This window comes from Cellulomonas massiliensis JC225 (assembly GCF_000312005.1).
GTDB classification, from domain to species: Bacteria; Actinomycetota; Actinomycetes; order Actinomycetales; family Cellulomonadaceae; genus Cellulomonas; species Cellulomonas massiliensis.
Genome location: NZ_HE978588.1, coordinates 2,534,943 through 2,554,517, shown reverse-complemented (window position 1 = coordinate 2,554,517; position 19,575 = coordinate 2,534,943). Strand labels below are relative to the sequence as shown.

Annotated in this window: 15 protein-coding genes; 1 reads left to right on the top strand and 14 read right to left on the bottom strand. The window is 76.5% G+C overall.

Going from position 1 to position 19,575, the window contains the following annotated elements; genetic code table 11:
• Positions 1 to 21: 21 nt before the first annotated feature.
• The 6 genes from HGCM_RS12115 to HGCM_RS12090 all read right to left on the bottom strand — a co-directional run bounded on the left by HGCM_RS12115 (position 22) and on the right by HGCM_RS12090 (position 4,652).
• Complete coding sequence (locus HGCM_RS12115; protein WP_019137098.1) at positions 22 to 396, bottom strand: hypothetical protein; 375 nt, start codon at positions 394 to 396, stop codon at positions 22 to 24.
• Entirely contained in the window at positions 396 to 764 is a 369-nt protein-coding gene (locus tag HGCM_RS12110; RefSeq protein ID WP_019137097.1) for a DUF948 domain-containing protein, read from the bottom strand. The genes HGCM_RS12115 and HGCM_RS12110 overlap by 1 nt, the downstream gene beginning before the upstream one ends.
• A gap of 183 nt (positions 765 to 947) precedes the next feature.
• The gene (gene rpsD, locus HGCM_RS12105) at positions 948 to 1,574 is read right to left on the bottom strand and encodes a 30S ribosomal protein S4 (RefSeq protein WP_019137096.1); all 627 of its coding nucleotides are present in this window, start codon (positions 1,572 to 1,574) and stop codon (positions 948 to 950) included.
• Between the two features lie 250 nt (positions 1,575 to 1,824).
• The gene (locus HGCM_RS12100; RefSeq protein WP_019137095.1) at positions 1,825 to 2,697 is read right to left on the bottom strand and encodes a hypothetical protein; all 873 of its coding nucleotides are present in this window, start codon (positions 2,695 to 2,697) and stop codon (positions 1,825 to 1,827) included.
• Positions 2,691 to 3,221 (bottom strand): hypothetical protein, encoded by a 531-nt coding sequence (locus HGCM_RS12095; RefSeq protein WP_019137094.1) that lies wholly within the window; start codon positions 3,219 to 3,221, stop codon positions 2,691 to 2,693. Before HGCM_RS12095 ends, HGCM_RS12100 begins: the two co-directional genes overlap by 7 nt.
• 54 nt (positions 3,222 to 3,275) lie before the next feature.
• A complete protein-coding gene (locus tag HGCM_RS12090; protein WP_019137093.1) occupies positions 3,276 to 4,652 on the bottom strand; it encodes a replication-associated recombination protein A in 1,377 nt (458 codons plus the stop codon).
• A gap of 86 nt (positions 4,653 to 4,738) precedes the next feature.
• Here HGCM_RS12090 and HGCM_RS12085 point away from each other — a divergent pair, with 86 nt between their 5' ends.
• Entirely contained in the window at positions 4,739 to 6,976 is a 2,238-nt protein-coding gene (locus HGCM_RS12085; RefSeq protein ID WP_019137092.1) for an MMPL family transporter, read from the top strand.
• A gap of 21 nt (positions 6,977 to 6,997) precedes the next feature.
• Here HGCM_RS12085 and HGCM_RS20205 read toward each other — a convergent pair whose 3' ends face one another.
• The 8 genes from HGCM_RS20205 to HGCM_RS18195 form a co-directional block, all read right to left on the bottom strand.
• Positions 6,998 to 7,783: a GNAT family N-acetyltransferase gene (locus tag HGCM_RS20205; protein WP_019137091.1), complete on the bottom strand. Its 786-nt coding sequence runs from the start codon at positions 7,781 to 7,783 to the stop codon at positions 6,998 to 7,000.
• Positions 7,780 to 9,549 carry an aspartate--tRNA ligase gene (gene aspS, locus HGCM_RS12075; RefSeq protein WP_019137090.1) on the bottom strand — a complete coding sequence of 590 codons (1,770 nt, stop codon included), beginning with the start codon at positions 9,547 to 9,549 and terminating at the stop codon, positions 7,780 to 7,782. The genes HGCM_RS20205 and aspS overlap by 4 nt, the downstream gene beginning before the upstream one ends.
• A 120-nt stretch (positions 9,550 to 9,669) precedes the next feature.
• A complete protein-coding gene (locus HGCM_RS12070) occupies positions 9,670 to 10,230 on the bottom strand; it encodes a hypothetical protein (RefSeq protein ID WP_147572839.1) in 561 nt (186 codons plus the stop codon).
• Positions 10,227 to 12,347: a DUF6571 family protein gene (locus HGCM_RS12065; RefSeq protein ID WP_019137088.1), complete on the bottom strand. Its 2,121-nt coding sequence runs from the start codon at positions 12,345 to 12,347 to the stop codon at positions 10,227 to 10,229. The genes HGCM_RS12070 and HGCM_RS12065 overlap by 4 nt, the downstream gene beginning before the upstream one ends.
• Positions 12,348 to 12,361: 14 nt before the next feature.
• Positions 12,362 to 12,676: a hypothetical protein gene (locus HGCM_RS12060; RefSeq protein WP_019137087.1), complete on the bottom strand. Its 315-nt coding sequence runs from the start codon at positions 12,674 to 12,676 to the stop codon at positions 12,362 to 12,364.
• Positions 12,677 to 12,800: 124 nt separating this feature from the next.
• Entirely contained in the window at positions 12,801 to 17,408 is a 4,608-nt protein-coding gene (locus HGCM_RS12055) for an FtsK/SpoIIIE domain-containing protein (protein WP_147572837.1), read from the bottom strand.
• A gap of 133 nt (positions 17,409 to 17,541) precedes the next feature.
• Positions 17,542 to 17,814 (bottom strand): WXG100 family type VII secretion target, encoded by a 273-nt coding sequence (locus HGCM_RS12050; RefSeq protein WP_019137085.1) that lies wholly within the window; start codon positions 17,812 to 17,814, stop codon positions 17,542 to 17,544.
• Between the two features lie 253 nt (positions 17,815 to 18,067).
• Positions 18,068 to 19,575 (bottom strand): AfsR/SARP family transcriptional regulator (locus HGCM_RS18195; protein ID WP_040399092.1); only part of this gene is annotated, 1,508 nt, incomplete at its 5' end.

Genomic DNA, 19,575 nt, shown 5'->3' with positions numbered 1-19,575 from the left:
GCGGGTGGTGGGGCGGCGACGTCAGAAGAACGTGTAGCCGTCGTCGTCGTCCGGGTCCTCGGTCGGCCCGGCCCAGTCGGCCGGGACCGTGCGGGTCCGGCCGGTGCGTGCGTCGAAGACCTCCCGCAGCGCCGCCGTGCGCTGCGGGCGCTCGGCTCGCAGCGCGTCGAGGTCGACGTCCCCGACGAGCTCGCGGCGCAGCTCCTGCTCGCGCTCCGCCATGCCCGCCGCGAACTCGGCACGCGCGGTGCGCAGCGCCCCGGAGAGACGGCCGACGCCGTCGACGAGCTCGGTGGTGCCCTTCGGGAGGTACTCCTCGGCGACGGCGCGCCCCTTGCGCAGGACGACGACCGTCAGGGCGACGCCCACGCCGACCCAGAACAGCCGGCGCACCATCAGCGACGACCCCGCGCGCCCGCGAGGGCGCCGCCGAGCGCGCGACGCACGCCGTAGGAGAAGGCCGCGACCTTGATGAGCGGGCCGCCGACCGTCGCGGCGAACAGCGACGTGAGCGCCGAGACGTTCTCCGAGACCTGCGCGGCGGCGGTGGTCACGGTGTCGACGTTCTTCAGCTGGCCGTTCCCCGACGCGACGAGCGTCGCCGTCTCGTCGATCACCGGGAGGGCGTGGTCGGTGATCTCCTTCACGGACGTGCGCGTCTCGTCGAGCACCCGCCCGAGCTTGACCAGCGGCACGGCGAGCACGCCGACCAGCAGCACGAAGGCGATCGCGGCGATCAGCCCGGCGACGTCACCGACCGACATGTCCGTCCCTCCTGTGGCGCGACCTCCGCGCCCCGCCGGAAACCCTACCCATGCGGGGGCCGCCGCACGGCACCGCGCGCGAGGGGCGGCGCGCCCGCGCCTCCCCCCGTGGCGGCCTGGGCCGCGGACGCCGACGCCCCGCGGCACCAGAGGTGCGCGGGGCGTCGGTCGAGCGGGCTGGCGTCAGCGCGCGTAGTACTCGACGACGAGCTGGACCTCGCACGTGACGGGGATCTCGGCGCGCTTGGGGGCACGCGTGAGCGTCGCCGTCAGCTTCTCGAGCTGCACGTCGAGGTAGCCCGGGACGGCCGGCAGGACGTCGCGGTGGGCGCCGGCGGCGGCGACCTGGAACGGCGTCGTGGCCTGGCTCTTCGGCTTGACCTGGAGCGTCTGGCCCGGCTTCACGCGGAACGACGGGCGGTCGACGATCTTGCCGTCCACGAGGATGTGGCGGTGCGTGACGACCTGGCGCGCCTGCAGGATCGTGCGGGCGAAGCCGGAGCGGAGCACCAGCGCGTCCAGGCGGGTCTCGAGGTTCTCGACGAGCGCCTCACCGGTCAGGCCCGGGGCCTTGCGGGCGTCCTCGTACGCGCGGGCGAGCTGCTTCTCGCGCAGCGCGTACTGCGCGCGCAGACGCTGCTTCTCGCGCAGCCGGACGGCGTAGTCGGACTCGGTCCGGCGACGCGCGCGGCCGTGCTCGCCGGGCGGGTAGGGGCGCTTCTCGAAGTGCTTGACGGCCTTGGGCGTCAGGGCCAGGCCGAGGGCGCGGCTCAGGCGGACCTGGCGGCGCGAACGGGTCACACTGCTCACAGCGGTACTTCCTGTCGTGTTCGTGGACGTCACACCCGCGACCCGGCGCTGGTCCGGGACCGGACGAGTCCGGTCGGAGAGGTTCCGGCGGGCGTGGGGCCGACCATGTGCGCGAGGCGCGGCGGGTGCCGACGGTCGCGCGGGCTAGGGCCCCAGGTGGTCGCCCGGCGTGCGGACGACCCGCCTACCTTACCGGCCCGGCGGCCGGCGCCCAAACCGGCCCGGCGGCCGGCGCCCGAACCGGCCCGGCTCAGCTCGTGGTGACGGCCTGGATCTCCGCGACCGGCACGGAGGCCTGCTGCCACGGCGAGGCGAACACCTCGGGCACGCCCGCCACGTCCAGCACCTGGCCGCCGTTCTCGAAGTGCACGTCGTACACGAGGCGCATGCGCGCGGTGTACGCCTGGCCCTGCTCCCGCGCCGACGAGCGCGCGTAGACCAGCGCGCACGTGTCGGCCTCCTGCGTGCTCCACCCGCACGTGACGGCCGCGCGGCCGTCGCCCGGGTCGACCTCCAGGTGGTCGGGCTCCGCGACGGCGGTCACGCCGAACTCCGACGAGGCCGTGATCGTGCCGGCCTGCGCCGTCCGCGCCCAGAACCACGTCTCGAGGCCCACGATGGACCGGCCCGGCGGGTTCGTGCCGACCGAGAACGCGGGCGCGACGAGCTCGCCGAACGCCTCGCGCGCCTGCACCTCGATCGGCGGCACGACGTCCTCGCTCCAGAACCAGCCCGACAGCGGGTCGTCCGGGTCCTCGTTGCAGCGCCGGTACACCCACACGGCCGTCTCCGACGGCTTCTCGGCGATCTCCTCCGGGGTCGGGTCGATCGCCGCCGGGTAGTTCATCCAGCACGGCGACGAGCCGATGCAGAACGAGGCCAGGCCGGTGAGCTCGCACGCGGGACCCCCGCCGCCGCCCGACCCGCCCGAGCCGTCGTCGCCGTCCTCCTCGCAGCGCTCGACCCACTGCACCGACTCGCCGATGGTGACCTGCACGAGCCGGCACCGCTTCGCGGCGTCGGCCGGCGCGGCGAGCGCCACGACGGCGGTCAGCGCGAGCAGGACGCCCGCGAGGAGCCCCGCCGGCACCGCCGCGCCGCGCGTGCGCCGGAGGGTCAGCACGACGCCGTCCCCTCGGCGTCGTTGAAGCGCGAGACGCGCCAGGTGCCGTCGTCCGACCGCTCCAGGGTCACGTCGGTGGGACGCGGCGGCTGCGGCGTCGCCTGGACGCCCTCCGGCAGCCAGCCGTCGTGGTCGACGCACGCCTGCACGAGCGCGGTGGCGCCGTCGACGGACACCACGACGTCGTCCACCACCGGGCGCCCCTGGATCGAGATGTCGTGGTCCGCGTAGTACTGCGCGAGCTTGAGCTCGTCCTCGACGACCTGGCCGGTCGCGACGCCCGCGAGCAGCTCCTGGTCCGGCTCGCCCCGGCGCGTCGTCACGATCGCGTCCCAGAAGGCGTCGTACGCGGCGCGCACCGCGGCCTCGTCCGCCGCCGCGGTCGAGGTGGGCGTGGCCGAGGCGCTCGGGGCCGCCGGGGCGCTCGTGAAGGGGCCCGCGGGCTCCCCGGAGCAGCCCGCGACCAGCAGGAGCGCGGTCAGCGGGAGGGTGGCGGTCACGGCGGCGAGGCGGCGTCGGGACATGCGCACAGGCTAGCGGCGGGACGTGACGCGGGCGCGCCACCGGGCGGCCACCGCTCAGCGCGGGCGCCGGCCCCGCAGCAGCTCACGGATGCGCTCGAGGCGCTCGCGCACCTGGCGCTCGAAGCCGCGGTCCGTCGGCTCGTAGTAGCGGGCGCCCACCAGCTCGTCGGGCAGGTACTGCTGCGCCGCGACGCCCTGCGGCTCGTCGTGCGCGTAGACGTACCCCTTCCCGTGCCCCACGCGCTGCGCGCCCGCGTAGTGCGCGTCGCGCAGGTGCGGCGGCACCGTGCCGATCCGCCCCGCGCGCACGTCGGCCAGCGCCGCGTCGATCCCGGTGTACGCCGCGTTCGACTTCGGCGCCGTCGCGACGTGCACGACGGCCTCCGCCAGCACGATCCGCCCCTCGGGCATGCCGATCATCTGGACGGCCTGGGCCGCAGCCACGGCCGTCTGCAGCGCGCTCGGGTCCGCCATCCCGACGTCCTCGGCGGCCGCGATGACCACGCGGCGGGCGATGAACCGCGGGTCCTCCCCCGCGGCCACCATGCGGGCCAGGTAGTGCAGCGCGGCGTCGACGTCGGAGCCGCGCATCGACTTGATGAAGGCGCTGATCACGTCGTAGTGCTGGTCGCCCTCGCGGTCGTAGCGCACGGCCGCGACGTCGATGGCGCGCTCGACGGTCGGCAGGTCGACCACGGGGACGGCGTCGTCACCGGGGGCCTCGGCCAGCGCGGCCCCGGCGGCGGCCTCGAGGATCGTCAGCGCCTTGCGGGCGTCGCCGCCCGCGAGCCGCAGCAGGTGCTCTTGCGCGTCGGCCGCCAGCTCGACGGCGCCCGCGAGGCCCCGCTCGTCGTCGACCGCCCGCCGCACGAGGGTGGCGACGTCCTCGGTGGACAGCGGCTGGAGGGTGAGCAGCAGCGAGCGGGACAGCAGCGGCGAGATGACCGAGAACGACGGGTTCTCGGTGGTCGCCGCCACGAGCGTGACCCACCGGTTCTCCACGCTCGGCAGCAGCGCGTCCTGCTGGGCCTTCGTGAAGCGGTGCACCTCGTCGACGAATAGGACGGTCTCCCCGCCACCGGTGGCGAGCCGCCGCCGTGCGTCGTCGACGACCGCCCGCACGTCCTTGACCCCGGCCGTCACCGCGGAGAGCTCGACGAACCGGCGCCCGGAGCTCGTCGCGATGAGGTACGCGAGGGTCGTCTTGCCCGTGCCGGGCGGCCCCCACAGGACGACGGAGGCGGGCCCGGCGGGCGAGCCGGGCGTCGCCGGCTCGACGAGCCGACGCAGCGGCGACCCCGGGACGAGGAGCCGTTCCTGACCCGCGACCTCGTCCAGCGTGCGCGGGCGCATCCGGACCGCCAGCGGCGCCGACCCGGCCGTCTCGGGCACGCCCTGCGCGGCCGTCGTCGTCGCGTCGAACAGGTCCACGCAGGCAGCGTACGCACGCCCGCCCACGTCGGCGGACCGGCGCGTGGCGGGCGCCGGTGTGCGCGCACGTCGTACGACCTGCGACCATGACCGACGTGTTCGCCCGCCTCGGGCGCGTCGTCGCGCGCCACCCCGTCCGTGCCGTCGCCGCGTGGGGGGTCCTGACGGCCGTGGGCCTGCTCCTCGCCGTCGTGGGCGTGCAGGGCGGCACGCTGTTCGACCGCCTGACCACGGGCGCCCCCGGCGTCCCGGGCTCCGAGTCCGAGCAGGCGCGCGACATCCTGGCGGCCCAGGACGAGTCGGGGCCGTCCCTCACCCTCGCCCTGTCCGACGTCGACCCCGCCGACCCCGCGGTCGGGGAGGCGATGCAGGCCGTGCGCTCGGACCTCGCCGCGCTCGACGGCGTCGCCTCGGTGATCGACCCGCTCGGGCTCCCCGACGGCCCCTCCAGCGCCGCGGCCGCGCCGCTGGTGTCGCGCACCGGGGACGGGTTCCTCGTCGTCGTCGGCCTGGAGCCCGACCTGCCCGAGCAGCAGCAGGCGCTCGACGCCGTGCAGGAGCGCCTCGAGCGCGTGCCCGACGACCTGCGCGACGCCGCCCCCGACGCCTCGGGACTCGTGGGCGGGAGCTCGCTGGTGGTGGAGCAGATCACCGACCAGGTCGAGCAGGACCTGCGCACCGGCGAGGCCGTGGCGCTGCCGGTCGCGCTGCTCGTGATGGTCCTGGTGTTCGGCGGGTTCCTCGCCGCCGCCATGCCCCTGGCGGGCGCCGTCGCGTCGATCGGCGTCGGTCTCGGCGCGCTGCTCGCCCTCTCCTACCTCCTCGACCTCGACGCGTCCGTCGTCAACGTCGTCACGCTGCTCGGGCTGGGCCTGTCGATCGACTACGGCCTGCTCGTCGTCTCCCGCTTCCGCGAGGAGCTGCACGGCCTGCTCGACGACGACGGGGGGCGGCGCGCCCGCCGCCGGCGGGGCGACGGCGCCGTGGCCGAGGCCGTCGAGCGGACCATGGGCACCGCGGGACGCACCGTCGCGTTCTCCGCCGTCACCGTCGCGCTGGCGCTCTCCGGGCTCCTGCTCCTGCGGCCGCCGATCCTGCGCTCGGTCGGCGTGGCCGGGGTCGCCGTCGTGCTCGTCGCGGTGGCGACCGCGCTCACCCTCGTCCCGGCGCTGCTCGCCATGGGCGGCCGCCGCCTCGCGCAGCCGTCCGTGCTGGCCCGCGTCCCGGCCCTGCACGGGGTGCTCGAGCGCACGGCCGACGGCCGCAGCGACGACGGCGCGTTCGGGCGCCTCGCCGGACGTGTGCAGCGCCGGCCGTGGGCGTCCCTCGCCGGCGCCGTCGTCGTGCTGCTCGTCCTCGCCGCCCCGCTGCTGGGGCTGCAGCTGCGCAACTCCACGACCGAGCTGCTGCCCAGCGGGACCACGCAGCGCGCGTTCGTCGACCTCCTCTCCCGCGACTACCCGGCGGCGTCGTCGCCAGCCGTCACCGTCGTGGCGGAGGGGAGCCTGGAGGACGTCACCCGGTGGGCCGAGGGGCTCGCCGGCCTCGACGGCGTGGCGTCGGTCGACCCGCCCTCGGCCGCCGGCTCGTACGTCGTCGCGGGCGTGCGGGTCGACGACGACGACACGGCGGGCCCGGCGGCCCAACGTGTCGTGCGCGAGATCCGCGAGCAGGACGCGCCGTTCCCGACCTGGGTGACCGGCCAGGCGGCGGCGCAGATCGACTTCGTCGACGCGCTGCGCGCCGGGGCGCCGGCGGCGCTGCTCGTCGTCGTGGTCGCGACGTTCGTGCTGCTGTTCCTCATGACCGGGTCCGTCGTCCTGCCCCTCCAGGCGCTCGTCGTGAACGCGCTGTCCATCGCCGCGTCGCTCGGGGTGCTCGTGTGGGCGTTCCAGGACGGCCGCCTCGCGGGCCTGCTCGGCTTCACGCCGACCGGCGGCGTCGAGACGTACGTCGTGGTCCTCGTCGTGGCGTTCGCGTTCGGCCTCTCGATGGACTACGAGCTGTTCCTCGTCTCACGGATCGCCGAGCTGCGCGACGCCGGCGTGCCCGACGGCGAGGCCGTGCGCCGGGGCCTGCAGCGCTCCGGGCGGATCATCACGTCCGCGGCCGCGATCATCGTCGTGGTGTTCGCCGGGTTCGTGGCCGGCGACCTGCTCGTGATCCAGGAGGTCGGCTTCGCGCTGGCCGTCGGGATCCTCGTCGACGCGACCCTCGTGCGGCTCGTGCTCGTGCCGGCGACGCTCACGCTGCTCGGGCGCGCCGCCTGGTGGGCACCCGCCCCGCTGCGCCGGCTGCACGCACGGCTCCCGATCGGGCACTGAGGGCCCGCGCCCGGCCGACGCTCAGTCGGGCGGACGGACGGTGCCGACCGGGCCGTACGAGGCGTTCTCGGCGTCGGTGCGGAAGCCGAGCCGGCGGTAGATGCGCCGGGCGCCGTCGTTGTCGGCGTACATGCCGAGGGAGACGAACTCGGCGCCCGCCTCCAGGGCCCCGCGCGTCGCCGCGGCGGTGAGCGCGGCACCCGCACCGGTGCGCCGGGCGGTGGGCAGCACCCCGAGGCCGTGCAGGTGCCACGACTGCTCCCCCGCGCGCGTGCCGGGCTCGCGCCGGGCGCCGATCACGCCCACGACGGCGCCGTCGCGCTCGACCGCCCACCAGCCGGCCTCGTCGGGGCCCGTCGGGTCCGCCGTGGTCGACGGGTTCGCGACCCGCAGGCACGCCCGCGCCGCCTCCGCCTCCCGCTCGCGGTCGAGCGGCCGCACCACCGCCTCCCCCGCCTGCGGGGCGGGCGCCGACGCCGTCGACATCCAGTCCCACGTGGAGAACGGCTCGAGGCCGAGCGCGTCGAGCTGGGCGCGGTCGACCGGGGTGCCGCGCGGCACGCTGAGCCAGTGCGCCGGCGCGGACCACCGGGGCGACGGGTCGTGCAGGGACGCCAGCAGGCGGCCCACCGTCCGCGGGTCGCCGCGGCCGGCCAGGCTCGGACCGCCGTCGTCGTGCTCCAGGACGAGCAGCACGCCGTCCTCGTCGCCGAGCACGCGTGCGCAGGCCCACCGGGCGCCGATGGCGCTCAGGTACCGGTCGCCGCGCCACGCGACGGGCAGGGCCCCCGCGAGCGTCGCGCTCACGCCTGCGCGGGCGCCTTCGGCTTGGCGTCGACGCCGGCCTCGCGCCGCTGCTCCGGCGTGATCGGCGCCGGCGCCTGCGTGAGCGGGTCGTAGCCGCCGCCCGACTTCGGGAACGCGATGACCTCGCGGATGGAGTCCGCGCCCGTGAGCAGCGCCGCGATGCGGTCCCACCCGAACGCGATCCCGCCGTGCGGCGGCGCGCCGAACTGGAAGGCGTCGAGGAGGAAGCCGAACTTCTCCTGCGCCTCCTCGGGGCCGATGCCCATGACGTCGAACACGCGCTGCTGCACGTCCCGCCGGTGGATACGGATGGACCCGCCGCCGATCTCGTTGCCGTTGCACACGATGTCGTACGCGTAGGCCAGGGCGCTGCCCGGGTCCTCCTCGAAGCGGTCGACCCACTCCGGCGTCGGGGACGTGAACGCGTGGTGCACCGCCGTCCAGGCGCCGCCGCCCACGGCGACGTCGTCGTCCTCGCCCGTGGGCTTGAACAGCGGGGCGTCGACGACCCAGACGAACGACCACTGGGACTCGTCGACGAGGCCGCCGCGCCGCCCGATCTCCAGGCGCGCGGCACCGAGCAGCGCGCGCGCCTCCGAGACCTTGCCGGCCGCGAAGAAGATCGCGTCGCCCGGGCTCGCGCCCGTCGCGGCGACCAGCCCGGCACGCTCCTGCTCGCTGATGTTCTTGGCGACCGGGCCGCCCAGCTCGCCGTCCGCGCCGACCGTGACGTACGCCAGACCCTTCGCGCCGCGCTGCTTGGCCCACTCCTGCCACGCGTCGAACCCGCGGCGCGGGGTGTCCGCACCACCGGGCTGCACGACCGCGCCGACGTACGGCGCCTGGAACACGCGGAACGGCGTCTCGCGGAAGTAGTCGGTGAGCTCGACCAGCTCCAGGCCGAAGCGCAGGTCCGGCTTGTCGGTGCCGTAGCGGGCCATCGCGTCGGCGTAGGTCATGCGGGCGATCGGCGTCGGGATCTCGACGTCGACGAGGCGCCACAGCGCCGTGAGCACCTGCTCGGCCACCGCGATGACGTCGTCCTGCTCGACGAAGCTCATCTCCACGTCGAGCTGCGTGAACTCCGGCTGGCGGTCCGCACGGAAGTCCTCGTCGCGGTAGCAGCGGGCGATCTGGTAGTAGCGCTCCAGCCCGGCGACCATGAGGAGCTGCTTGAAGAGCTGCGGGGACTGCGGCAGCGCGTACCAGCTGCCGGGCGACAGGCGCGCGGGGACCAGGAAGTCGCGCGCGCCCTCGGGGGTGGAGCGGGTCAGCGTCGGGGTCTCGACCTCGACGAAGCCCTGCGCGTCCAGCACGGCGCGGGCCGCCGCGTTGGCCTTCGCGCGCAGCCGCAGCGCGTGCGCCGGCGCCGGCCGGCGCAGGTCCAGGTACCGGTACCTGAGGCGCGCCTCCTCGCCGACGGGCTCGTCGACCGAGGACGACACCTGGAACGGCAGCGGCGCCGACTCGTTGAGCACCACGACGTCCGTCGCGACGACCTCGACCTCGCCCGTCGCGAGGTTGGCGTTCTCGTTGCCCTCGGGGCGACGGCCGACCTCGCCGGTCACCTGCAGGACGTACTCCGAGCGCAGCCCGTGCGCGACCGCCTCGTCCCGGACCACGACCTGGGCGATGCCGGACGCGTCCCGCAGGTCGACGAAGGCCACGCCACCGTGATCGCGACGCCGGTCCACCCAGCCCGTGAGGGTGACGGTGGTACCGATGTGCTCGGCTCGCAGGGAGCCGGCTTCGTGGGTGCGGAGCACGACGACGTCCTTCTGTCGGGTGGGGTCGCGCCCGTCCGGGCGCTCGCACGATCCTAGTGCCGACCCCCGGCGGGCCCGAACCGATACCCCCGCCCGGGGAGCCGCCTCGCGGGCGGCCGCCTAGTCGAGACCGACGCTGTGCGCGACCTGGCCGGACAGCGCCAGGAGGTCCGCCGCGATGTCCCGGTCGGCCGCGCCCGACCCGATCGTCACGCTGACGACGTGGTCGCCCCGGACGACGGACGCGCCGCTGGTCCCGCTGAACCGGCGCTCCCGCGCCGCGTCGTCCAGCCACGCGGCGCCGCGCACGTCGTCGTACCGGACGTCGGGCGCGCGGTCCCGCTTCCCGTCGATCCGCTCGAGCTCCGCCGCGCCCTCGGCGGAGTCGACGGGGACGACCGTCACGGCGAGCAGCGCGCGCTGCCCGGCGAGCGGTGCGTCGTCGGGCATCTCGGCCGAGCACGGCTCGCCGTCGAGCGTCGGGCCCGCGACGGGGCCACCCGCGCTCTCCCCCGTGACGGCGGACAGCGAGGCGTCGTCCACGCCGCACACCAGCACGGCGCCCGACGGGGCGTGCGAGGGGACGACGAGCGCCGTCGGCGCCGGCTCCGGGTCACGGCTGCACCCGGCGACGACGAGCAGCGCGGCGACCAGCACCACCGACGCGCGAGCCGCCCTCACCGCGGGCCCGCCCAGACCTCGATGATGGGCGCGAGCACCTGCTGCTCGAGAGCGGCCGCGATGCCCGAGCTCCGCACCCACTCGGCGTAGGCCGGCGAGTCGTGACGGAACCCGACGGGGTCGCCCGCCGCGTCGTACTCGATCGCCTCACGGGGCGGCGGCGTCACCACCGGCTCCCACTCGTGGCGCTGCGCGAGCTGCTCGGGCGACCACAGGCCGTGCCGCAGGAGCATGTCCATCGTGTCGTCCACCAGGGCGGTCTTCGCCACCTCGTCGAGCTTGTCGTACGCACCCGCCGGGTCGTCGTCGATCGACTCGCGGATGCCGTCCAGCGTGGCGTCCTTGGCCTGGTCCACGCCGAGCTTGAGCCACTTGTCCTTGATCTCCGGCACGAACGGCAGGCTCGAGGCCAGGTTCAGCGCGTCGGCGATCGCAGCGGCCCGCCGGGCCTGCAGCTCCTTGTCCGCGACGTCGCCGTCGTACCCGGTGCGCAGCACCCACCCGACGACGTCGGACGAGTTCTGGATCGCCGACGTCACGCCGTCGATGGGCGCGCCGGACCCGAGCAGCGCCATGAGGTTCTCGCCCTGCTGCCGTCCGGCGACCGTCAGGCCGTCGTCGAGCGCGAGCTGCGAGGCCTGCAGGACGCCCGCGAGGACGAGCTCGACGTCGCCCTCGTCCTGCCCGAGGGTGCCCAGCAGCGCCTCGACGTCCTCCTTCCGCAGCCGGGCGCCCCAGGCGGTCGCCGACGGGAGCAGCGGCCCGCTGCCGGTGCCGTGCAGTCCCTGGCCGAGGTCGTCGTCGCCGGCGAGACCGACGCGGTACAGGTCGCTCGCGTACGAGGCCAGGATCTGCGCGACGTGCGGCCGCATCCCGGCCGGGACCTGCCAGCCGGCGCTCTCCCCGAGCCCCAGGAAGCCGCCGCTGGCGCCCTCGCCGGTCCGGTCGCCCAGCAGCAGGATCGACTGGCCCGCGACCTCCGCCGAGACCGCTCCGCGCCCGGACGTGTCGCGCCAGGTCGTCGTCGCGACCTCGAGCGCCGAGCCGAGCGCGCCGCCGTCGGTGGCGTCGTCGTCCCAGTCGCGGTCGCGCAGCAGGTAGGCGAGCCGCTCCGACACCTCGAAGGACTCGCCGTCGACCGTCACCGTGCGGCGCGCGCCGCCCGAGAAGAAGTGCTGCGCCGCCTCGGGGTTGTGCCCGAGGGCGGCCATGATCCCGGCGAGCGGGTCCGCCACGACGCGCCCCTCGCCGTCGATCACCCGCACCTCGGGCGAGCCGCCACCGGGGGACGTGCGCGAGCGCCAGACGACGAGCCCGCGGGACTCGAGCTCGGCGCGCTCGTAGTCGTAGACGCCCGTCGCGACCTCGTCGAGGAAGGACGTGCCGAACCGCCCCTGGCTGAGCAGCAGGCCGAGCGCGTTCGCCTGGTCGAGCTGGCCGTCACCCTCGACGTACAGCGGCGTCGTCGGGACGTCCTCCGTGATCGCGGCGACCCACCCGGCGGCGTAGTCGTCCGGGAGGGCGAGCGATCCCGTCGCGCGGGTGGCCGTGGCGATCGTCTCCGACAGCGCGGCGATCGTCGGCGCGTACCAGGCGTCGCGCTCGTCGCGCTCCGCCTGGGTGAGGTTCGGGTCCTGCGCCCGGTTGTACGAGAGCGCGCGGACGATCTGCGACAGCTCCTCCGGCGACAGCTCCTGCGCGAACGCCGTGGCGAAGTACGGGTCGTGCTGGAGCTCGAGCAGCTCGGCGAGCACGTCGTCGTCCGGGATCCCCGGGTGGTCGCGGAGCTCCACCGCCAGCTCACGCCCGCGCTTGGCCGCCTCCGACGGCGAGAGGGAGCTGAGGAGGGACTCGTCGAGCTCCACCGTGCCGGCCGGCCACGCCGGGTTCGACCCCTCGAGCGCCTGGGCGAGCGACAGCCGCCGCCGCAGCCCCGGCAGGGCGTCGCGCGCCCACTGCGCCGCGACACCGAGCGTGTGGGTCCGGGACGTGTCGAGGTCGTGACGGGCCAGCCGCCCGGCGAGCACCGACCGGGCGGCGTCCAGCCGGTCCGTCCCGCGCTCGACACCCGTGACGACGTCCGCCATGCCGGCGACGTCGATCGTCGCGAGAGCCATCGGTCTCCTCCTCCTCAGACCGGCTGGGGGCCGCGACGGGTGCCCCACCGCGCGCGCCAGTCGGTCCGCTCGACGACGGCGGGCTCGCGGTCGTAGCGCCCCTGCAGCGCGTCGCGGCACTCCCCCGCCGCCGTCCCGGCGGCGCTCGCGTGCCCCGTGAGCTCCGCGACGAACGCGTCGGCCGCGCCGCTGGACCACGCGCCGTGCTCCATCGCCCGCCGGGCCGCGTCGAACGCGGCCGCCGCGTCCGCGGCGCTCGTGCGCGCCGCGGGCAGCGACGCGCCGATCGAGGACCGGTAGAGGTTGGGTGCGGTGTCGCCCTCGCTCACGGGGCCACCTCCTGGTGACGTCGTCGTGCGGACTGGACCGGGGCGCGCCCGGTGGTCGTGCCGGCCGTCGTGCCGGATCGGCGTGCGGCCGGGGAGCAGGGGGCGCGCTGCGCGCGGGGACCCATCACGGCGTCGGCACCTGGACGGGCTGCCACTGGCCCGAGGTCGACAGGATGCCGCGCCCGGGCGTGCCGCCCCCGACGACGGAGCGCGGCAGCCTCAGGCCGAACACGTCGCCGTCGTTCGGCGACTGCGGGGCGAGGATGAGGCCGCTGCGGGCGCGCTTGAGCGCCGGCACCGGGCCCCGGTAGGCGCCGCCCAGCTCGTCCGTCGTGCCGCCGGCGACGACGAGGCCCGGCTTGTCCCGCAGCGCGCCGACGTGCTCGACGACGGCGTCGGCCAGCGGGCCGTCCGCTCCCACGAGCTCCAGGTCGTCGACGAGCAGCAGGGTGGGCGTCGTCGACGACGGCGCGAGCGCAGCCACGAGCGCGGCGATCTCGTCCCGCCCGGACTCGAGCGTCAGCTCCCCGACGACCCCGGGACGCCCGGCGAGGTCGCGCAGCGGGCTGCGTCGCGGCGTGACGAGGCCCACCTTCCACCCGCGGTCGAGCGCCGACGTCGCCATCGTGAGCAGCGCGGTGCTCCGGCCGGAGCGCCGGGGGCCGACGACGAGCAGACCGGGCCCGTGCTCCTCGGCCTCGAGGCCGAACAGCGTCAGCGTGTCGCCGCCGACGCCCGCCGGCACCGCCGACGGGGCGAGGCCCGGCCCGAGCGCCAGGGCGTCGGCCAGGGAGACGCGGGTGGGCAGGTCGTCGACCCGGAACGCCACCTGGGCGGCCGGCACCGTCCCGCCTGCGTCCTGCGCGCGGCGCGTCGCGTCGCGGGCGATCCGCTGCAGCGCCGCCACCTGCTCGGCGCCGCCCGTCTCCTCGTCCAGGACGCACACCTGCAGCTCCTGGCTGCCGCGCGAGCGGAACGCCCGCCCGTCGGGCAGCGTGCCGGGGACCTGGCGCGGGCTCAGGCCCACGGCGGTGTAGTCGCCCGCCTCGGGCATGCGCAGCATCACGCGGTCCTCGGTCAGCGTCGCGACGCGGCCCACGAGCAGGCTGCGGTCGCCGGTCAGCACGACCTTCACGCCGGCTCCAGGGCCCTCCTGCAGGATCTGGGTCCACAGGTCGACGAGCACGCCCGAGTCGTAGTCCTCGAAGGCCTGGACGAAGCCCTCCCAGCGGTCGAGCAGGACGAGCAGGTACGGCAGCCGCTCGTCCGGGGCGACGCTCGCCCGCTGCTCCGTGACGTCGGCGAACGACTGCTCCGCGAGGAGCTGCTGACGCCGGGAGATCTCGGCGCGCAGCCGGCGCGTCAGCCGGGCCAGCCGGTCCGGCTGGTCGCGCGTGACGACGGCCCCCGTGTGCGGGAGCCCGACGAGCGGCAGCAGCGCGTTGTTGCCGCAGTCGACCCCGTACAGGTGCACGTCGCGCGGCGAGACCCGCTCGCCCAGGGCCGCCGCGAGGGTCCGCAGGACGGTCGAGCGGCCGGAGCGCGGGGCGCCGACGACCGCCAGGTGCCCCGCCGTCGCGAGGTCGTGGGCCGCGACGTCCCGGCGCTGCTGCGAGGGCAGGTCGACGAGGCCGTACGGCAGCTCGAGCGGCGACGAGGGCGCCGCCGTGCCCGCCGCCTCCTGCAGCCCGTCCAGCGTCACGACGTCCGGCAGCGCGGGCAGCCACGGCGGCGGCGGGGCGCTCACGCCGCCCTGCTGCGCCGCCTCGGTCACGGCCTGCACGAGCGACGCGAGGTCGGTCGGGGTGTCGACGTCGTCCTCCACCGAGGTCCGCGGCGCGACGACCGCGCGGCCGAGCAGGGGCCACGCGAGCGACGCGACGTGCACGGCGCCACCGCCGGCCGCCGCCGGCGGCCGCCCCCCGACCCGGGAGGCCTGGAACGCCACGAGGCTCGAGTGGCCCAGGCGGGCGTAGGCCCGGCCCGGGAGCCCCTGCGGGATCTCCGCCGACTCGGGTCCCTCGATGACGTCCTGGCTGTCGTTGCGGTCCGTCACGCGCAGGGCGATGCGCAGGTTGGTGTTCGACTTGATCTCCGCGCTCACGACGCCCGCGGGACGCTGGGTCGCCAGCAGCAGGTGCACGCCGAGCGAGCGCCCGCGCCGGGCGATGTCGACCAGCCCGGTGACGAAGTCCGGCAGCTCCGCGACGAGGGCCGCGAACTCGTCGATGACGATGAGCAGGCGCGGCATCGGCGCGTCCCCCGGGCCGCGGCCCGCGAGGTAGTCCTCGATGTCCTTCGCCCCGGCCCCGGCGAGCTGGTGCTCGCGCCGGCGCAGCTCGGCCGCGAGGCTCTCGAGCGCGCGCGTCGTCAGGTGCGTGTCCAGGTCGGTCACCATGCCGACCGTGTGCGGCAGGTTGTTGCAGTCCTTGAACGCCGCCCCGCCCTTGTAGTCGACGAGGACGAACGTCATCTCGTCGGGCCGGTTGCCGACCGCCAGCGACGCGATGAGCGTCTGGAGGAGCTCGGACTTGCCGGATCCGGTGGTGCCCGCGACGAGACCGTGCGGGCCGTCGGACCGGATGTCGACGGTGAACAGCCCGTCGCCCGTCTCGCCGATGACCGCGCTGGTCGTGCGGCCGCCCCGGGCCCAGCCCGTGAGGATCTCGGCGGGGCGCGGCGGGTCGAGCTCGAGCACGTCGAGCAGGCGCGACGAGGTCGGCAGCGTGGAGCTGAGGTCCTCGCTGCTGATGTCCTTGATCGGCGCCAGCGCGCGCGCGAGCCGCTCGAGCCACGCCTCGTCGACGACGTCCGTGCGGACCGCGTCGACGACCTCCTGGCCCGCGACCGACACCGTGCTCCCGCCCGGCTCGACGCGCACGACGGCCTGGCACTCCTCCGGCAGCTGACGCTCCTGCTCGTCCAGGCACAGGAACAGCACCCCGACGGCCGGCCCCTCGCGCAGCAGCGTCACCAGGCCGGGCAGGAGGCGGATCCGCCGCGCGCCGTCGAGCACGACGAGGACGGGCGGCGGCAGCACCGCCTGCTTCGTCACGAAGCCGCCCGAGTCGCTCGCCGCGGCGCGGCGGCGCTCGACGAGGTCCAGCAGCTCGGCGACCCGCCGCGCCGTCGTCTCGTCGTCGTTGCCGACGGACACCACGGGGCCGCTGTCGCGGCGCACGTGCGGCAGCCACCGGACCCAGCGCCACGCCTGCTCCCCCGACCCCTCGGTGAGCAGGACCACGGACACGTCCGCGGGCGAGTGCGACGCCGCGACCTGCGCGACCATCCACCCGGCGACGCGCCGGCGGTCCTCGTCGGCCCCGGCCACGCCCGTGACGCCCACGCGCGCGAGCGGCACGGCGACGGGCACGTCGGCGGCGGTCCAGTGCTGCGTCGCGGTGTGCTGGTCCCGGTCGGGGTCGCGCAGGGACACCTCGCTCGCGACGTCGGCCGTGCCGACCCGCGCCAGCATCCAGTCCGGGTCCGTGCGCCGCCGCTCCCAGAGCCGGACGCGCGGGCCCGTCGCGAACAGCAGGACGGTCGCCGGGTCCGGCAGCTCGCGCCGGCGCGCCTGGCTCTCCTCGGACAGCGCGGCGTACGCGTCGGACTCGATGCGCGCCCGCCGCTCGGAGTAGGTGCGGACCGCCTCGACGTGCTGCCCGCGGCGCGAGCGGCGGGACGACACCCAGTTCGAGACCGCCATCGCCGGCGAGAGCGCCATGATGATGAGCGAGAACGCCGAGCGCGTGATGAGGTACATCGCGCCGCCCATGACGACCGGCAGCAGCATCATCGCCAGCGGGAACGGCTGGCGCTCCGGGCTGCGGGGCTCGGGGGGCAGCTGGAAGTCGCTGGGCCGTGCGGGCGGCAGCAGGCGCGGCGGACGGTTGAAGTCGAGGGTGGCGCCCTCGGGGCTCGGCGACAGCGACGCGTTGGGTGGCTCGTGCTCCGCCAGCTCGAGGACGACGTCGCCGACGACGAGCGAGGCACCGGGCGTCCACGCACGGGGTGTCGCCAGCGCGACGCGGTCGAGGTGGACCAGCGGCCGGTCCGCGTTCGCGTCGACCTCGTCGAAGCCGTCGGCGAGGCTGCGCGCCTGCGCGAGCTGTGCGGCGTAGCGCCGGGGGCGCCCGCGACGGCCCCCCGCGGCTGCCGGTGCCGTCTCCGAGCGCACGACGATCGGGCCCTCGAGCGCGCGACGGCGCAGGGGGCCGGGGACGCTCACGCCGACGACGGCGGGGTCCGGCGAGACGGTGACGGCGCCGTCCACGCCGACGTCGAGGACGACGGCGCGCTCGGGGGCGCCCCCGTCCAGGCGCACGGACGCGGAGCGCGCCGAGCCGACGTCGTGGCGCCCCGGGGCCAGGCGGTGGACGCGGCCCGCGCCGCGCCCGGACACGATCCGGACCTCGCACGTCCCGACGGGCTCGTCCCACGTGTCGCCCGGGTCGGCGCCGATGCCGACGACGCTGCCGTGCCGCAGGGCGCTGGCGGCCACCGGCTCCTCGGGGTCCAGCTCGCGGCCGTGCCACCAGAGGGCCGGCGCCGCGTCGTCCTGCCGGGCGACCCGGACCACGCCGAGGTGCCCGCTGCCGTGCTGCTCGACGCGCGCGGTCTCGACCTGCAGGGCCGTGACGAGGGCCGCGGCGAGGTCGACGACGCGGGAGCCCTCGGCGCAGTCCGCGACGACGTCGGCCAGGTCGCGGCCCGGGACAGCGACGGTGAGCATCAGCCGCATCGCTGCGCCTCCCCCCTCTCGTCGTCTCGCACGGGCACGTCGCACTCTGCCGGTCGTGCCGCCCGCAGGGCCGCCGACAGGCCGACGGCCCGCCCTCGTGAGGACGGGCCGCCGGGGAGCGCGCTCAGATCCGGTCGGGCTCGCCCGTCGCCGCGGCGATGTTGTTGTGGTTCGTCTTCACGTCCGAGGCGGCACCCTCGAGCGCCTCGTTCAGACGGTCCAGGTTCGCCTTGTAGTCCTTCCACGCGGTGCGGAAGTCCTCGGAGTACTTGCCGGTCCACACGGCGCTCTCGAGCGCGCTGTCGACGCGCGTCTTGATGTCGAGCGCCTGGGCGGCCTTCTCCTGGAACGTCTTGTGGAGCGACTGGAGAGTGCTGAGCTCTGCACCAACTGCCACGGGTTTCTCCTTCTGTCCGGCGACGCCCGGGTGACGCCGCACCTACCACCGGGCACGCCCCCTGGGGCGTCACGCGGCGACACCATACCCCGACAAACCGCCCGCCCGCCGAGCGAACGTGCAGGCCGAACGGGTGACTCGCGGGTGACTCGCGGTCGGCACGACCCGGCGGCGCGCCTCCTCGGAGACGTCCCGGGCGCGGCCCGGAACCCCTCCTCCGAGCGCGCCCGACCGGCGCCGCGCCCGCCGCACGTCAGGCTTCCGCGCCCGCCGCGCGCCCCTGGCGTACCTGCGGCACGAGCTCCTCGACGAGGGCGGCGGTCTCGGCGCCGACCTCGCCGGCGTCCGCGGCGTGCAGCGTCCGCTCGAGCTCGCCGGCCACGCGGTGCACGCCCTCCGCTCCGGCCAGGGCGTGCGCCGCGCGCAGCAGGTCGCGCCAGAGCAGCTCCTCGGTCGGGGCGACCACCAGACCCGCCTCGGCCGCCGCGCGGGCACCGGCGGGGTCGTCGCCGTCCATGCCGAGCACCGCCAGGCGGTGCGCCGCGTCGACCACGAGCGTGCGGATCTCGCGCTCGAGCCGGACGCGGGCGAGCCACGAGTACCGGCCGGGCGCGATGTCCGCGAACGGGGCGCCGCGCACCACGCGCAGCGCCGCCCACAGCGCCTCGCGCTCCTGCTCCACGTCGGCGGCGGCCCGCGACCGTGCCAGCCAGGCCCGGACGACGTCCCAGTCCAGCGCGACCTCGGGCGCGAGCCGCAGGTGCCCGTCGGGGCCCTGCTGGAGGTACGGGCGGCCTTGCGCGTCCCTGCCGAGCCACGCGCGGGCGCGCTCGACCGACGCCTGGAGCACCGCGGTCGTGACCCCGCGCGGCCAGACGGCGGCGCCCAGCACGGTCGGGTGCAGGCCCTGCGGGTGGAGCGCGAGGTGGACGACGAGCTCCGTGCTGACCTCGCGACGGTCGTCGTCCATCGGGCCGGCGGCCTCGACGACCGGGCGGCCCAGCACGCGCACGCGGACCGGGGCCGACGCGAGGTCCGCCGCGGCGGCCGTCGCCTCGACGGCCGGGCGCGCCAGGTGCCCCTCGACCTCCACGGCCCCGCCCGGGGTGCCGGGCGACGGCTCGGGCGGGTCGAGCAGCTCGCCGAGGGCCGCGATGCGCGGCTCCGAGAGCCGGTTGGCCGCGACCGCCAGCCCCAGCGCGGGGAGCGTCAGGCGACCGTCCCCGTCGACCTGGATCCGCCAGCGGGCGCCGGGCACGTCGCCCACGGCGACGAGGCCCCAGGCCGCGCGCGGGCCGGAGGCCAGCTCGACGAGCCGGGCGGCCGCCTGCGGCCCCGGCGTGGCCGCGGTGACGACGTACTCGGGCACGCTGCCCTGGGACGCTCCGCCGCGCACGCGGCCGACGAGCACGCTCTGGCCGAGGGTGTCGGCCTGCCGCGCCGCTACCACGGGCACCACGTCGTCGACGTGCGCGACCGAGCGGTAGCGGTCGCCGCCCACCTGCGCGAGGGCGGCGGGCAGCGCCACGCCCGTGACCCGCAGCGCGTCGGACCACCCGTTCGTCGCGAGCTCGGCCGCGAGGGCGGTCGCGACCTGGTGCGCCGCCGTCGGCTCGCCCACGATCGTCACGGGTCCCTGCGCCGCCTCGAGGTCCACCAGGACGTCGGCGCCGGCCTCGTCGCGGCCGAGCGACACCAGGCCGGGGTACGGCGCCACGCCCGGGCGCAGAGCCGGGTCGGGGGCGTCGGCGGGCAGCGTCC

Coding starts and splice junctions, on each gene's coding strand:
- HGCM_RS12115 (WP_019137098.1), bottom strand. CDS start 396: ATGGTGCGCCGGCTGTTCTGGGTCGGCGTGGGCGTCGCCCTGACGGTC.
- HGCM_RS12110 (WP_019137097.1), bottom strand. CDS start 764: ATGTCGGTCGGTGACGTCGCCGGGCTGATCGCCGCGATCGCCTTCGTG.
- HGCM_RS12095 (WP_019137094.1), bottom strand. CDS start 3,221: ATGTCCCGACGCCGCCTCGCCGCCGTGACCGCCACCCTCCCGCTGACC.
- HGCM_RS12085 (WP_019137092.1), top strand. CDS start 4,739: ATGACCGACGTGTTCGCCCGCCTCGGGCGCGTCGTCGCGCGCCACCCC.
- HGCM_RS12065 (WP_019137088.1), bottom strand. CDS start 12,347: ATGGCTCTCGCGACGATCGACGTCGCCGGCATGGCGGACGTCGTCACG.
- HGCM_RS12055 (WP_147572837.1), bottom strand. CDS start 17,408: ATGCTCACCGTCGCTGTCCCGGGCCGCGACCTGGCCGACGTCGTCGCG.